General features: G+C 73.2%; 13 protein-coding genes. 4 read left to right on the top strand and 9 right to left on the bottom strand.

Features of this window, described 5'->3' with window-relative positions:
* The first annotated feature begins 228 nt into the window (after window positions 1-228).
* Window positions 229-1,053 (top strand): alpha/beta fold hydrolase, encoded by an 825-nt coding sequence (locus tag ACI790_RS16625; RefSeq protein ID WP_456570895.1) that lies wholly within the window; start codon window positions 229-231, stop codon window positions 1,051-1,053.
* A 317-nt stretch (window positions 1,054-1,370) separates the two neighbouring features.
* On the opposite strand, the gene ACI790_RS16620 is transcribed toward ACI790_RS16625, so the two are convergent.
* A complete protein-coding gene (locus tag ACI790_RS16620; protein WP_456570894.1) occupies window positions 1,371-1,724 on the bottom strand; it encodes a nuclear transport factor 2 family protein in 354 nt (117 codons plus the stop codon).
* Between the two features lie 78 nt (window positions 1,725-1,802).
* On the opposite strand from ACI790_RS16620, the gene ACI790_RS16615 reads away from it, so the two are divergent.
* Together ACI790_RS16615 and ACI790_RS16610 are read left to right on the top strand one after the other, a co-directional pair.
* The gene (locus tag ACI790_RS16615) at window positions 1,803-2,597 is read left to right on the top strand and encodes a MerR family transcriptional regulator (RefSeq protein ID WP_456570893.1); all 795 of its coding nucleotides are present in this window, start codon (window positions 1,803-1,805) and stop codon (window positions 2,595-2,597) included.
* Between the two features lie 161 nt (window positions 2,598-2,758).
* A complete protein-coding gene (locus ACI790_RS16610; protein ID WP_456570892.1) occupies window positions 2,759-3,730 on the top strand; it encodes a quinone oxidoreductase family protein in 972 nt (323 codons plus the stop codon).
* Between the two features lie 62 nt (window positions 3,731-3,792).
* Here ACI790_RS16610 and ACI790_RS16605 read toward each other — a convergent pair whose 3' ends face one another.
* The 8 genes from ACI790_RS16605 to ACI790_RS16570 all read right to left on the bottom strand — a co-directional run bounded on the left by ACI790_RS16605 (window position 3,793) and on the right by ACI790_RS16570 (window position 11,792).
* Window positions 3,793-4,749, bottom strand: a complete 957-nt coding sequence (locus tag ACI790_RS16605; protein ID WP_456570891.1) for a VWA domain-containing protein — start codon at window positions 4,747-4,749, stop codon at window positions 3,793-3,795.
* A complete protein-coding gene (locus ACI790_RS16600) occupies window positions 4,746-5,780 on the bottom strand; it encodes a DUF58 domain-containing protein (protein ID WP_456570890.1) in 1,035 nt (344 codons plus the stop codon). Before ACI790_RS16600 ends, ACI790_RS16605 begins: the two co-directional genes overlap by 4 nt.
* Window positions 5,777-7,051 carry an AAA family ATPase gene (locus ACI790_RS16595; RefSeq protein ID WP_456570889.1) on the bottom strand — a complete coding sequence of 425 codons (1,275 nt, stop codon included), beginning with the start codon at window positions 7,049-7,051 and terminating at the stop codon, window positions 5,777-5,779. Before ACI790_RS16595 ends, ACI790_RS16600 begins: the two co-directional genes overlap by 4 nt.
* 282 nt (window positions 7,052-7,333) lie before the next feature.
* Entirely contained in the window at window positions 7,334-8,707 is a 1,374-nt protein-coding gene (locus ACI790_RS16590) for a C40 family peptidase (RefSeq protein ID WP_456570888.1), read from the bottom strand.
* A gap of 124 nt (window positions 8,708-8,831) precedes the next feature.
* Complete coding sequence (locus tag ACI790_RS16585; protein WP_456570887.1) at window positions 8,832-10,367, bottom strand: AMP-binding protein; 1,536 nt, start codon at window positions 10,365-10,367, stop codon at window positions 8,832-8,834.
* A gap of 247 nt (window positions 10,368-10,614) precedes the next feature.
* Window positions 10,615-11,373, bottom strand: coding sequence for an SIR2 family NAD-dependent protein deacylase (locus ACI790_RS16580; protein ID WP_456570886.1), 759 nt, complete (start codon window positions 11,371-11,373; stop codon window positions 10,615-10,617).
* On the bottom strand, window positions 11,370-11,543 hold the full coding sequence (locus ACI790_RS16575; protein ID WP_456570975.1) for a hypothetical protein: 174 nt from the start codon (window positions 11,541-11,543) through the stop codon (window positions 11,370-11,372). The genes ACI790_RS16580 and ACI790_RS16575 overlap by 4 nt, the downstream gene beginning before the upstream one ends.
* 51 nt (window positions 11,544-11,594) lie before the next feature.
* Window positions 11,595-11,792, bottom strand: coding sequence for a hypothetical protein (locus ACI790_RS16570; RefSeq protein ID WP_456570885.1), 198 nt, complete (start codon window positions 11,790-11,792; stop codon window positions 11,595-11,597).
* A 252-nt stretch (window positions 11,793-12,044) separates the two neighbouring features.
* Between ACI790_RS16570 and ACI790_RS16565 the strand changes: the two genes are divergently transcribed.
* The gene (locus ACI790_RS16565) at window positions 12,045-14,900 is read left to right on the top strand and encodes an aconitate hydratase (RefSeq protein WP_456570884.1); all 2,856 of its coding nucleotides are present in this window, start codon (window positions 12,045-12,047) and stop codon (window positions 14,898-14,900) included.
* Window positions 14,901-14,912 lie beyond the last annotated feature (12 nt).

The raw sequence follows: 14,912 nt of genomic DNA, 5'->3' as shown, positions 1-14,912 counted from the left end.
GATCCGGGTCGACGACGGCAAACTAGTGGTCGAGGGCCGTCGGGGTAAAGGTCCGGTGCGACGTCTGCGGTTCCGGTGTGCCGGCCAGGGCCACCCGGGAGCGAACGGCACCGAGCCGGTCACATGACGGATGCGGAGCCGGCCCGCCGTCGTCGAGCATCGTCTCCCTCACCTCGTCCGTCGGAGCCATCCCGTCCGGCGGACCCCACGGAGACGAGGAGGCCCGCCATGGGCACGATCACCAACGCCGACGGTCTCGAGATCTTCTACAAGGACTGGGGCGCCGGTCAGCCGATCGTCTTCAGTCACGGTTGGCCGCTGTCCGCCGATGACTGGGACCCGCAGTTGATGTTCTTCCTGGCCCACGGCTACCGGGTCATCGCGCACGACCGGCGGGGCCACGGCCGCTCGACCCAGACCGCCGACGGGCACGACATGGACCACTACGCAGACGACCTGGCCGCACTGACCGCGCACCTCGACCTGCACGACGCCGTCCACGTCGGTCACTCGACCGGTGGCGGGGAGGTCGTGCGCTACCTCGCTCGGCACGGCCAGGACCGCGTCGCGAAGGCGGTACTGATCAGCGCGGTGCCGCCGCTCATGGTGCAGACCGACGCCAACCCCGGCGGGCTGCCCAAGGGCGTCTTCGACGGCATCCAGGAGCAGGTGGCCACCAACCGGTCGGCGTTCTTCCGCGACCTCGCCGCCACCGCGTTCTACGGGTTCAACCGGCCCGGGATGGAGCCGATCGAAGCGGTCATCCAGAACTGGTGGCGGCAGGGGATGATGGGCGGCGCCAAGGCCCACTACGACGGCGTCGTCGCGTTTTCCCAGACCGACTTCACCGACGACCTGAGGAAGATCACCGTGCCCGTGCTGGTCATGCACGGCGACGACGACCAGGTCGTGCCGTACGCCGATTCCGGTCCGCTCACGGCCGAGCTGCTGCCGAACGGGACGCTGAAGACCTACGCCGGCTTCCCCCACGGCATGCCGACCACGCAGGCCGACACCATCAACGCCGACGTGCTCGAGTTCATCCGCGCCTGACCCGACTACCGTCAGCGGGGGGCTCCCAGGGAGCCTTCCGCTGACGCGGTGGACGGGCCTGGACGACCGGGTCTCGCCGTCGGGCGGCCCGGATACGGGCGGCCGAGACGAGGCGGTCGTCGCCGTCGCGGAACTGCCGTCGCTCCGCGGCCGGCTGGCGGATGGCGATGAGCGAGGCCGGCTCCCTGCTCGGCGATGTCGTGGACGGGTCGTCCTGGTCTGAAGTCATGTCGGGATGCTCGCCAGGCGCCGGGCCAAGAACCTCCGTCGGATGACCGGTCGTCGACCTGCTCACCCGGCACTCGAGGCCGGGGTCGTCACGGCGCGATGACGAGCTCCGCGATGAGGTCGCCGTCCATCGCGAAGCGGTAGCGGAGGTCGACGACGCCGCCGGGGAAGTCGCCCTCCAGGTGCTTGGTGGCCACCCAGTGCGCGTCGCCGGCGCGCTGCGCACCGACGAGGGTGCTGGTGTACGTGAACTCGGCTCCGGCGCTGGACAGGAACCTGCGGATCTCCTCGGTCCCGCGGTACGTAACGCCGTCGTCGACCACCACTGCGGTGGGCGTGAAGGCGCGCAGCGCGGTGTCCGCGTCGCCGGCGTCGTGCGCAGCCAGGTAGCTGCGGATCGTGGCCGGGAGCTGGTCGGGCTGGATGCTGGTCGGTGTGGTCATGGCTCCACGGTGCGAGCTCCCGATGCGGGAGGGTCAAGCGCTGGACTCTCCCCCGGGGAGAGGGTGCACAGTGCACGCATGCTGGCGATCGGCGAGTTCTCCCGGCTGACCCACCTCAGTGTGCGCACGCTGCGCCGCTACCACGACGCCGGCCTGCTCGAGCCCGCGGCGGTGGACGCCACGACCGGATACCGCTACTACAGCGCGGATCAGATACCGATCGCCCAGGTCATCCACCGGCTGCGGGACCTCGACGTCCCGCTGTCCGACGTCCAGCGCATCCTGCGCTCCCCCGACCCGAGCACTCGTGCCGCTCTCGTCGCCGACCACCTGCAGCGACTCGAGTCGGAGCTGGATCGGACCCGTGCCGCGGTGGTGTCGCTGCGCCGGCTGCTCCGGCCGGAGCCGGCCCCGTTGGACGTCGAGCTCCGCACGGTCCCGGCGACGACGGTGGCCGCGGTCGAGGACGACGTGGCGCACGACGAGGTGCTCGCCTGGTACGCCGGCGCCATGGCCGAGCTGGACGCCGTGGTCCGTCAGCCGATGGGGGTTCCGGGCGGGCTGTACGACAACGCGCTGTTCGAGCGCGGCCACGGGCACGTTCTCGTCTACCGGCCGACGACGGAACCGCCGCGCAGCGGGCGGGTGCATCCGGTGACCCTGCCGAGCGTGGAGCTGGCCGTCACCACCCACGTCGGTGAGCACGACGACATCGACGTCACCTACGGCGAACTCGGCACCTGGGTGGTCAGCAACGCGCTGGCCGTTGCCGGGCCCGTACGGGAGACCTACCTGGTCGGCCCACGGGACACCGCCGACCCGGCTGCCTGGCGCACAGAGATCGGCTGGCCCGTCTTCCGGACGGCCCCGTGATGAGCGGTCAGCCGGTCCGGCCCTCCTGGCGACCAGGTCACCGACCTACGCGTGGATGCGTCACAGCTGCGGCTTCGAAACGAAGAGACAGAGGAGCGTCACGGCGCCGACGCGGACGGCCCTCAGGTGTACCTGGCGGGCGAAGCCCTAACCTTCCCGTCGTGCGCGCTGTCCAGATCACCCGCTTCGGCGGTCCCGAGGTCCTCGACGTCGTCGACATCCCCGAGCCGGAGGCCGGTCCCGGCCAGAAGCTCTACGACGTCTCCGCCGCCGGCGTGAACTTCGGCGACACCCACCAGATCGAGAACTCCTACCTGGCCGAGCAGAAGCTGCCGCTCGTCCCGGGCGCGGAGTTCGTCGGTACCCCGGTGGGCGGCGGCCAGCGGGTCGTCGGCCTGCTCGACGGCGGCGGGTACGCCGAGAGGGTCGTCGCGAACGACTTCCTCACCTGGCCGGTGCCCGACGGCGTCAGCGACGAGCAGGCGCTGTCGCTGGTGCTGCAGGGCAGCACCGCCTGGCACCTGCTGCGCACCAGCGCCCACCTGGCCGAGGGCGAGACCGTCGTCGTCATCGCCGGGGCCGGCGGCGTCGGCTCCCTCGCCGTCCAGCTGGCCCGCCGCTGGGGCGCCGGCCGGGTCATCGCCACCGCCTCCAGCCCGGAGAAGCGGAAGCTCGCCGAGGACCTCGGCGCGCACGCCACCGTCGACCCGGCCCTTGCCGACGAGGACCCGAAGCAGTTCACCGGCGCCCTGCGCGAGGCCAACGGTGGCAAGCCGGTCGACATCGTGCTCGAGATGACCGGCGGCAACGTCTTCTCCGGCTCGCTCTCCGCCCTGGCGCCGTTCGGCCGGCTGGTCACCTACGGCATGGCCGCGCGGCAGCAGACCCCCGCGGTGCCCCCGGGCATGCTCATGCAGAAGAGCCGGGCGGTCATCGGCTTCTGGCTGGCGCACTGCATGGGGCGCCCGCAGATGATGGACGCGGCCATGACCGACCTGCTGCAGCAGGTCGCCGACGGGCAGCTGCACCCGGTGATCGGCGGCCGCTACCCGCTGTCCGCCGTCGCCGACGCCCACCAGGACCTGCTCGCCCGCCGCACCACCGGCAAGCTCGTCCTCGACCCCGCCCGCTGAACCTGCTTTTCCGCGGAAAGGCGTGTGCGCCTTTCCGCGGAAAAGCAGTGGTACCGCGCGGCTCAGATGAGGCGGTTGGTCCACAACAGGCTGAGGACCGCGCCGACCAGCACGGCCAGGACGCCGGCCCGCACGAACCACGGGCTGATGTCCTTGGGCTCGGTGGTGTACCCGATCTGGCTGCCCAGGTCGGAGTAGACCTGCTCCAGCTCCGCGGCGGACGCGGCCTCGCTGAAGCTGCCGCCGGTCTGGTCGGCGATCTCCTCGAGTGCCGCCCGGTCCACCGGCACCGGCACCTGCTCGCCGTCGATGTCGAGGGTGCCGTAGTCGGTGCCGAACGCGATCGTCGAGACCGGCACTCCCGCGGCGCGGGCGGCGTCGACGGCCTGGGTGTTGTCCCGGCCGACGGTGTTCGTGCCGTCCGACAGCAGCACGATCCGCGCCGGCGGCGGCTCCTCGCCGTTGCTCTCCAGCGAGGCCTGGAAGTTCTCGATGGCGGCCAGCGAGGTGAACACCGCCTCGCCGATGGCGGTGGCCTCGGCGAGGTCGAGGTTCTCGATCGCCACGGCCACCTGCGCCCGGTCCGTCGTCGGCGGGACCACGGTGGTGGCGGTGCCGGCGAACGTCACCAGCCCGAGGTTGATCCGCTCGGGCAGCACGTCGACGAACTCGGTGGCCGCCCGCTGCATCGCCCGGAACCGGGTGGGCTCGACGTCCTCGGCCTCCATCGACAGGGACACGTCGACGGCCATGACCACGGTCGCCTTCTCCCGCGGCACCCGCACCTCGGTGCTCGGCACGGCCAGCGAGACGACCAGGGTGGCCAGGCCGAGCGCGACCACCCCGAACGCCAGGTGCCGCTTCCACCCCGGCCGCTTGGGCACCAGGGAGCCGAGCAGCGCCACGTTGGTGAACCGCGCCGCGTACGCCGTGCGGCGCAGCTGCAGCACCACGTAGACGGCGACGAGCGCGGCGACCACCAGCAGGGCCAGCAGCCACCACGGGGACTGGAAGGTCATCGGGAGGCCCCTCCGTTACCGGCGCGCCGGCGTTCGGCGACGAAGCGGACGACGTCCATGAGCCAGTCACGGTCGGTCCGCAGCTGCAGGTGGCCGGCGCCGGCCCGGCGCAGCGCCGCGGCGACCCGCGCGCGCTGGGCCGCGGCGCCCTCGGCGTAGCGGGCGCGGAACTCCGCGTCGCCGGTCGGCACCTCGAGCGTCTGCCCGGTCTCCGGGTCCACCACGGTCAGCAGGCCGACGTCGGGCAGCTCCAGCTCCCGGGGGTCGACCACCTCGACGGCGAGCAGCTCGTGCCGGGTGCCCAGTCCGCGCAGCGGCCGCTCCCAGTCGCTGTCGCCGAGGAAGTCGGAGATCACCACGACCAGCCCCCGGCGGCGCAGCGGGCGGCGCAGGGTCTCCAGCGCCGCGGCGAGGTCCCCGCGGCGGCCGCTGGCGGCCCGCGGCGTGGCCACCACCGAGCGGAGCAGCCGCTCGGTGGCCAGCCGGCCGGGCATCGCCGGGTAGCGGTCGACCCGCTCCCCCGTGGTGACCACGGCGCCGAGCCGGTTGCCGCCGTGCACGGTGAGGTGGCCCACGGCGGCCAGCCCGGCGATCGCCAGGTCGCGCTTCTGGCAGTTGGCGGTGCCGAAGTCCAGGCTGGCCGACAGGTCGACCACCGCCCAGGTCTCCAGCTCGCGGTCGGCGATCGTCTCGCGGACGTGCGCCACCTGGGTGCGCGCGGTCACCGGCCAGTCCATCCGCCGGACGTCGTCCCCGGGGTGGTAGGTGCGGGAGTCGCCGGCCTCGCTGCCGGAGCCGGGGACCAGGCCCAGGTGGTCGCCCTGCAGCAGGCCGTCGAGCCGGCGGCGCACGGTGAGCTCCAGCCGCCGGAGCAGCACGTCGGCCGGTCCGTCGGTGAACCGCGGTGGCGCACCGTCGGTCCCCTCGCCGCCCCCGCCCGCCGCCGAGCCGGGCGTCGCCGGGTGCAGCAGCAGGCCGGGGTGCTCGGGCGGAGCCGGAAGCGGTTCCTCCCCGCGACGGCGGCGGATCACCTCTGCTGCGACCCGGGCGCGGCGCCGTTGGCGCCGCCGTGCCCGCCGGCGGCGGAGGAGCCGTTGCCTCCGGGCCCCTGCGGACCGGGGCCGTACTGCTGGCCGCCCGGGGCCTGCGGGCCGCCCTGCCCCCACGGGCCGCCGTTCGGCATGCCCTGCGGCGGGCCGAAGAAGGGCGCACCCTGGCCTGGCGGCACCGCCGGCCCGCCCGGGACGCCGGGGCCACCGCCGGACGCGCCCTGCCGGGGCGCCACCTGCGGCAGCGGCACGGTCTGCACGATCCGCTTGACGATGTGGTCGGCCGGCACGCCGTCGGCCAGCGCGTCGTAGGAGAGCACCAGCCGGTGCCGCAGCACGTCGGCGGTGACGTCGAGGACGTCCTGCGGCAGCACGTAGTCCCGGCCCCGCACGAGGGCGAGCGCGCGGCTGGCGGCGATCAGGCCGAGTGAGGCGCGCGGGCTGGCGCCGTAGGAGACCCAGCTGGCGACGTCGTCCATGCCGTGCTCGCGCGGCGAGCGGGTGGCCACCACCAGCCGGACGACGTAGTCGACCAGCGCGTGGTGCACGAAGACCTGCGAGGCGGTCCGCTGCAGCCGGCGCAGCTCCCCGGGCACGAGCACCGTCTCGGGAACCGGCGGCTCGGCGCCCATCCGGTAGATGATCTCCCGCTCCTCCTCGGAGGAGGGGTAGTCCACCAGCACCTTCATGAGGAAGCGGTCGCGCTGCGCCTCGGGCAGCGGGTAGACGCCCTCGGACTCGATCGGGTTCTGCGTGGCCAGCACGAGGAACGGGTCGGGCAGCGGATGGGTGACGCCGCCGATGGAGACCTGCCGCTCCGCCATGACCTCCAGCAGCGCCGACTGCACCTTGGCCGGCGCGCGGTTGATCTCGTCGGTGAGGACGAAGTTGGCGAACACCGGGCCCAGCTCGGTGTCGAAGGCGTCCTGACCGGCCTTGTAGATGCGGGTGCCGAGGATGTCGGCGGGCACCAGGTCCGGGGTGAACTGCAGCCGGGAGAAGCTGCCGCCCACCACGGTCGCCAGCGTCTCGACCGCGAGCGTCTTGGCGACGCCGGGCACGCCCTCCAGCAGCACGTGGCCACGAGCCAGCAGCGCGACGAGCATCCGCTCCACCAGCCGGTCCTGGCCGACGATGACGCGCTTGATCTCGAAGAGCACCCGTTCCAGCCGGGCGGCGTCGACCGAGGGGGGCACGGGCGCCTGCGGGTGGGCGGGCACGCTCTCGGTCGGAGTGCTGGCAGCGCTGGACACGTGGCTCCCTGGTCGTGCCGGGCCGCGACTGCCCGGCTCGGGCAGGCCGTCGACGGGGCGGTGTCGTCCCGGCCCCTGCCCAGTGTCCTACACGAAACGCGTGCGGCCACTCCCCGGCGCGAGCGCCGCCGCGGGGTCGCCGGAAAGCGGTCCGAGCAGCGACGTCGTCACCCCTGCCCGTCAGCCGTTCCGGCTGCTAGCCTCTGCGGTGCGTCGGGCAGCTCCCCCCGTGGCTGCCCGACGCCTTTTCGTGCCGTCCCCCGCCCGATCGGCAGCGCGAGATCACGCGCTCGGTCGCACCGCGCCGAAGTAGGTGCTGCTCGAGGTGCGCGCCGTCGCGATGGTCACATGCTTGCCGCGGTCCGGCGCCTCGATCATCCGCCCGCCGCCGAGGTAGAGCGCCACGTGGGTGATCGACATGTAGTCGCTCCGGTCGCCGCCCCAGAAGAGCAGGTCACCGGGCTGCAGATCGATGGTCGCCACCTGCTTGTCGCGGTTGAGCCACCACTGGTCGCGGCTGGTCCCGCCGATGGCGATGCCGGCGCGGGCGTAGGCGTACTGGGTGAGGCCGGAGCAGTCGAAGCCGAACAGCTGACCGTCCGGCGGGATCCCGTTGCTCGGGCCGTTGCTGCCGCCGCCACCCCAGGAGTAGGGCACGCCGAGCTGCGACCGCGCTGCGGCGATGGCCGTCTCGGCCGCCGACGCCGACGGCGCCCCGGCCGAACCGCCGCCGGGACGCACGGGCGCCGGAGGGTTCGGGGCGGGTGCGGGCCGGGCCGGGGTGCGCTGCGGCGCGGGGGCGGCGGTCTGCGGTGCCGGCGCGGCGACCTGCGCGACCTGCCGGGCGGCGGCCTCCTGCGCGGCGGCGCGGGCGCCCTCCAGGTCGTAGAGGGTCTGCTGCGCCTGCTGGAGCTCGGCCTGGAGCCCGTCCTCCTGCGCGTCGAGCGCGTCGGCCTGGGCGCGGGCCGACACCTCCCGGGACTGGGCGCCGGCCAGCAGGTCGGCCGCCTGCTGCTGGACGGTCTCGGCCTGCTCGGCGGTCTCCCGGGCGACCTCCCCGGCGCTCTCCGCCTGGGCCTCCAGGACGGTGAGTTCGGCGACGACCTCGGTGCGCTGCACGCCGGCGGCGTCCAGCAGCGCCGAGCGCTCGATCAGCTCGGCCGGGCCCCCGGAGCTGAGCAGCGCGGTGATCCCTGGCGCGGTGGTGCCCTGCATGTAGCTGGCCCGCGCGAACGAGGCGACGTCGTCGCGTCCCTGCTCCAGGTCGGCGGCCGCCTGGGCGGCCGCGGCTGCGGCGGCGTCGGCGGCGGCCCGGGCGGCGTCGTACGCCACCTGCTTGTCCTCGTAGTCCTGCAGCGCGATCAGCGCCGCCTGGTGGGCGGCCTCGACGCCGGCCCGCGCCTGCGCCAGCTGCCCGCTGATCTCCCCGACCCGGGTGGCGGCCTCGGCCTTCGCCCGCTCCGCGGCGCTCAGCTCGGCGTCGCTGGGGCTCCGCGGCGCCGCGCCGGCCGACGACGGGGTGAGGCCGATCGCCACCGCCGCGACGAGGACCGTGACCGCCGCCCGCAAGGCCGTCCGGCCGCTGCCGCGCTCGACCGACCCGGAGGGGGACCCGGTACCGATCCGCACCGTGCCCGTCCGCGTTGCGCTGTCCACGACCTGCCTCTTCCCGACGTCCACGGGGCGCCCGGACGGGCGCCCCGTGGAGGCATCGGACGGCGAGGCAGGACCGTTGAGGACGGCTCACCCCGAAGGGTGGGCCGCCCGGACGGGTGAGGGCTCAGTTCACCTTGCGGTCGGAGGAGCCCCAGAAGTCCTCGCGGAGCTTGAACTTCTGGATCTTCCCGGTGGCGGTGCGGGCCAGCTGGTCGCGGAACTCGACCCGCTTGGGCGCCTTGTAACCCGCCAGGCGCGCCTTGCAGTGGGCGATGATGTCGGACTCCGTGGCCTGCTCCCCCTCGGCCAGGACGACGATCGCGGTGACCATCTCGCCCCACTTGTCGTCGGGGACGCCGATGACCGCGACCTCCGCGACGGCGGGGTGGCTGAAGACGACGTCCTCGACCTCGATCGAAGAGACGTTCTCGCCGCCGGTGATGATCACGTCCTTCTTGCGGTCGGAGATCGAGAGGTAGCCGCCGTCGTCGATGGACCCGCCGTCCCCGGTGTGGAACCAGCCACCCTCCAGCGCCTCCGCGGATGCGTCGGGGTTCTCCCAGTAGCCGGCGAGCACGGTGTTGCTGCGCGCCAGCACCTCGCCGTTGTCGCTCACCGCCATCCGGGTGCCGATCGACGACACGCCCGCGCGGGACAGCTTCCGGGCGCGCTCCTCGGCGTCGAGGTCGTCGTACTCGGCGCGCGGCCGGTTGATGGTGAGCAGGGGCGCGGTCTCGGTGAGGCCGTAGATCTGGTTGAACTCCCAGCCGAGCTCGGCCTCGACGCGGGCGATCGTGCGGGAGGGCGGCGGGGCGCCGGCGACGATGATCCGCACCCGGTCGCGCCCGGGGATCTCGCCGTCCCAGTCCGCGGCGGCGTCGAGGACCGCGTTCCAGACCGCCGGGGCCCCGGCCATCAGCGTCACGCCGTGCTGGTCGACGCGGCGCAGGATCTCCGCGCCGTCGATCTTGCGGATGACGACCTGGCGGGCGCCGACCCCGGCCATGGCGTAGGGCAGGCCCCAGCCGTTGCAGTGGAACATCGGCAGGGTGTGCATGTAGACGTCGCGGTCGCTGACCTGCATGTGCATGCCGAAGGTGACGGCGTTGATCCAGAGGTTGCGGTGGGTCATCTGCACGCCCTTGGGCCGCGCCGTCGTCCCGCTCGTGTAGTTGATGGTCGCCGTGGCGTCCTCGTCCGGCTCCGACCAGGGCCGCGGCTCGGCGTCGAAGCGGAGCAGCTGCTCGTACTCCTCCCCCGTCCCGAACCGGTGCTCGGCCCGCACGCCCTTGAGCGAGGGCTCCAGCTCGGGGTCGACCAGCAGCACCCGGGCGCCGGAGTGCCCGACGATGTACTCGACCTCCTCGGGCTGCAGCCGGAAGTTGATCGGCACGGCGACGCGCCCCGACGACGGCACCGCGAGCAGCAGCTCGAGCAGCCGGGCGGAGTTGTGGCTGACGATCGCCACCCGCTCCCCCTCGGCGATGCCGAGCGCGTCGAGCCCGGCCTGCAGCGCGCGGCCCCGCCGGGCCACCTCGCGGTAGGTGACGTCGCCGAGCGACGGCGCGGGCTGCGCCGGCTCGTCGACGATGCCGACGCGGTCGCCGTAGACCAGCTCCGCGCGGTCGAGGAAGTCGCGAGTGGTGAGGGCGACGCGCATGCCGGCTCCCGGAGGTGCTGGGCCGGCACCGGGCCGGCCGAGGACGTGGTCCCCGTCACGCTATCGGTCGGCAGGGGCGGAGACGAGCCGCCGCCCGGCGTCCAGGCGGGGTCGCGACACCAGCCGGACGGCCCGACCGCACATCCGGAGCCCAGCCGCACCGCGACGATCAGCTCAGCTGACCATCGCGCCTCCTGCCCCGCCGTGCGCCGTGGGGCAGGACGCTCCGCGGTGAGGGAGGACGCCGTCAGCCGGCCGCGACCAGCCGCGGGAGCGCGGTGCTGATCGGCTCGCGGACGACGAGATCGGCGACGTCGTCGTACGGCGTCGGCTCGGCGTTGACCACCACGACGCGGGCGCCGCTGCCCACGGCGATGTCGACGAGCCCGGCCGCCGGGTGCACGGTGAGCGAGGTGCCGACGGCGAGGAGCACGTCGCAGTCGGCGGCCGCCGCCGCGGCGGCGTCGAGCACCGCCGGGTCGAGCATCTGCCCGAAGCTGATCGTCGCCGACTTGAGGATGCCGCCGCAGTTCCGGCAGGCGGGGTCCGGCTCCCCGGCCGCGACCCGGTCGAGCGCCTCCTGCATGGTCGTCCGCGCCCGGCAGCCCAGGCACTCGACCTCGTGCACGGTGCCGTGGATCTCCACCACCCGGTCCGGCGCCGACCCGGCCGCCTGGTGCAGGCCGTCGACGTTCTGGGTGATCAGCGTGCGCAGCCGGCCCTGGCCCTCGAGGTCTACCAGCGCCGCGTGCCCGGTGTTGGGACGCACGTCCAGCGCACCCATGTCCCGGCGCATCAGCCAGGCCCGGCGCCGGATGTCGGGGTCGCGCACGTAGTAGGACAGCGTCACGAGCTTCTCGGCGTCCGGATCACGGGTCCAGACCCCGTTCGGCCCCCGGTAGTCGGGGATGCCGCTGTCGGTGGAGATGCCCGCGCCGGTGAGCGCGGTGATCCGGGAGGCGGCGGTCAGCCAGCCGGGCAGGGGTTCGGGGACGACGCCGGTCACGCCCGCCACGGTAGGGCCACGCGGCGGGTGCCCGCGCGCACCAGCCGGCCGGCGGGCGGGAGGAGCAGGACGACGCCGCAGGCGTAGACGGCGCCCAGCAGCGTGTCGACGACGTAGTGCTCGCCGGACCAGACCAGCACCAGCGGCATGAACACCGCGTAGCCGACCAGCGCGATCCGCTGCCACGTCCGGCGGGCCAGCGGCCAGCAGCACCATGCACATCAGGACGGCGAACGCGGTGTGCAGCGACGGCACCGCCGCCACCAGGTTGACCTGGCCTGCCCGGTGTCGAGCAGCACGCCGGCGCGGGGCAGCCCGAGCACCGCCCAGCCGGCGCTGCTGATCCTCGCCACCGGCTCGATGACGCCCTCCTTGGCGGCCAGCCAGGGCGGCGCCGCCGGGTACAGCACGTAGGTCACCAGGCCGGCCAGGACAGCGCCACGACCAGCCGGGCGCACCGGACCCAGCGGGCCCGGTCGCGCAGCCACAGGACGGCGGGGGCGCCGCCGCGGTGGCGCACGCACGAGCCGGGGCGGAACGTGTTTCCCGGCCCGTGACTGAGGTCACCGGGTGAAGGAAGGGTCGCCTGACCGCTCCTTCCGGTCGTCGAACTGGGATGATCGGGGGTGGTCAACGAAGCGTGATGAACCACGAGGGGTAGGCGCAGAGAAGTGGCAGCCAGCAAGGACAGCTTCGGAGCCCGGTCGACGCTCAGCGTCGACGGCACCGACTACGACATCTACCGGCTCGACGCGGTGGAGGGCTCCGAGAAGCTGCCCTTCAGCCTCAAGGTCCTCCTCGAGAACCTGCTGCGCACCGAGGACGGCGCGGACATCACCGCCGACCACATCCGGGCGATCGCCAACTGGGACCCGTCGGCCGAGCCCGACCAGGAGATCCAGTTCACCCCGGCCCGCGTGGTCATGCAGGACTTCACCGGCGTCCCCTGCATCGTCGACCTCGCCACCATGCGCGAGGCCATGGCCGAGCTGGGCGGCGACCCGCAGAAGATCAACCCGCTCGCCCCGGCCGAGCTGGTCATCGACCACTCCGTGATCGCCGACGTCTTCGGCACCGAGGACTCGTTCGAGCGCAACGTCGAGATCGAGTACGAGCGCAACGGCGAGCGCTACCAGTTCCTGCGCTGGGGCCAGGGCGCCTTCAGCGACTTCAAGGTCGTGCCCCCGGGCACCGGCATCGTCCACCAGGTCAACATCGAGCACCTGGCCCGCGTGATCTTCCCGCGGCAGGAGGGTGACCGCGTGGTCGCCTACCCGGACACCTGCGTGGGCACCGACAGCCACACCACGATGGTCAACGGCCTCGGCGTCCTGGGCTGGGGCGTCGGCGGCATCGAGGCCGAGGCCGCGATGCTCGGCCAGCCGGTCTCGATGCTCATCCCCCGCGTCGTGGGCTTCAAGCTCTTCGGCCAGCTGCCGGACGGCGCCACCGCCACCGACCTGGTCCTCACGATCACCGAGATGCTTCGCGAGCACGGCGTCGTCGGGAAGTTCGTCGAGTTCTACGGCGAGGGCGTCTCCGCCGTCCCGCTGGCCAACCGCGCCACGATCGGCAACATGAGCCCGGAGTTCGGCTCCACCGCGGCGATGTTCCCCATCGACGAGGAGACCATCACCTACCTGAAGCTCACCGGCCGCTCCGCGGAGCAGGTGGCGCTGGTCGAGGCCTACGCCAAGGAGCAGGGCCTCTGGCACGACCCGTCGCGCGAGCCGGCGTTCTCCGAGTACCTCGAGCTCGACCTCGGCAGCGTCGTCCCCTCGATCGCCGGCCCGAAGCGCCCGCAGGACCGCGTCGCGATCACCGACGCCAAGCCCGCCTTCCGCGCCGCGCTGGCCGACTACGTCCAGGCCGACGAGACCGGCGGCGAGGACCGCAAGCCGGGCGTGCCCGGCCAGGCCCTGCCCTACGGCGTCACCTCCGCCGTCGACGAGGCCTCGGCGGAGTCCTTCCCGGCCTCCGACCCCGCGGCGCCGTCCGAGAGCGGCAACGGCGAGGCCGGCAAGCCGCACCACGTCGACGGGCACGCCGTGTCCGAGCGGCCGCGCAAGCCCACCAAGGTCGTCATGGAGGACGGCACCGAGACCGAGGTCGACCACGGCCACGTCGTCATCGCGGCGATCACCTCCTGCACCAACACCTCCAACCCGCAGGTGATGATCGGCGCGGCGCTGCTGGCCAAGAACGCCGTCGAGCGCGGCCTGACCAGCAAGCCGTGGGTGAAGACGACGCTGGCCCCCGGGTCCAAGGTCGTCATGGACTACTACGAGAAGGCCGAGCTCACCCCGTACCTGGAGAAGCTCGGCTTCTACCTGGTCGGCTACGGCTGCACCACCTGCATCGGCAACTCCGGCCCGCTCCCCGAGCCGGTGTCCAACGCCGTCAACGAGGCCGACCTCGCCGTCGTCTCGGTGCTCTCGGGCAACCGGAACTTCGAGGGCCGGATCAACCCCGACGTCAAGATGAACTACCTGGCCTCCCCGCCGCTGGTCATCGCCTACGCCCTCGCCGGCTCCATGGACGTCGACCTGAACAACGACCCCCTGGGTCAGGACGCCGACGGCAACGACGTCTTCCTGCGCGACATCTGGCCCTCCCCGCAGGAGGTCCAGCGGGTCATCGACCACGCCGTCTCCGCGGAGCAGTTCGGCCGCAGCTACGAGGACGTCTTCGCCGGGACCGAGCAGTGGCAGAACCTGCCCACCCCGGAGGGCGACACCTTCGAGTGGGCCGCCGACAGCACCTACGTCCGGCGTCCTCCGTACTTCGACGGCATGCCGGCCGAGCCGTCCCCGGTCGAGGACATCGCCGGCGCCCGCACCCTCGCGGTGCTCGGTGACTCGGTGACCACCGACCACATCTCACCGGCCGGTTCCATCAAGGCCGACAGCCCCGCGGGCAAGTACCTCCGCGAGCACGGCGTGGAGCGCCGCGACTTCAACTCCTACGGCTCGCGCCGCGGGAACCACGAGGTCATGATCCGCGGCACCTTCGCCAACATCCGGCTGCGCAACCAGCTGGTGCCCGGCACCGAGGGTGGCGTCACCAAGAACCACCTGACCGGCGAGACGACGACGATCTACGACGCCTCGCGCGCCTACATCGACGCCGGCATCCCGCTGGTCGTGCTGGCCGGCAAGGAGTACGGCTCCGGCTCGTCGCGCGACTGGGCCGCCAAGGGCACCGCGCTGCTGGGCGTCAAGGCCGTCATCGCCGAGAGCTACGAGCGCATCCACCGCTCGAACCTCATCGGCATGGGCGTGCTGCCGCTGCAGTTCCCCGAGGGCCAGAACCGCGAGTCGCTCGGCCTCACCGGCGACGAGGAGTTCACCATCACCGGGATCACCGCGCTGAACGACGGCGAGGTGCCCCGCACGGTGAAGGTGAAGGCCGGTGACGTGGAGTTCGACGCCCGCGTCCGGATCGACACCCCCGGCGAGGCGAACTACTACCGCAACGGCGGGATCATGCAGTACGTCCTGCGGTCGCTGCGCGGCTCGGCCGCCTGACCCGCGGGGACT

The organism is Blastococcus sp. SYSU DS0539 (assembly GCF_054050855.1).
The sequence above is the reverse complement of the archived record's forward strand: the minus strand, read 5'-3'. Positions and strand labels throughout refer to the sequence as shown.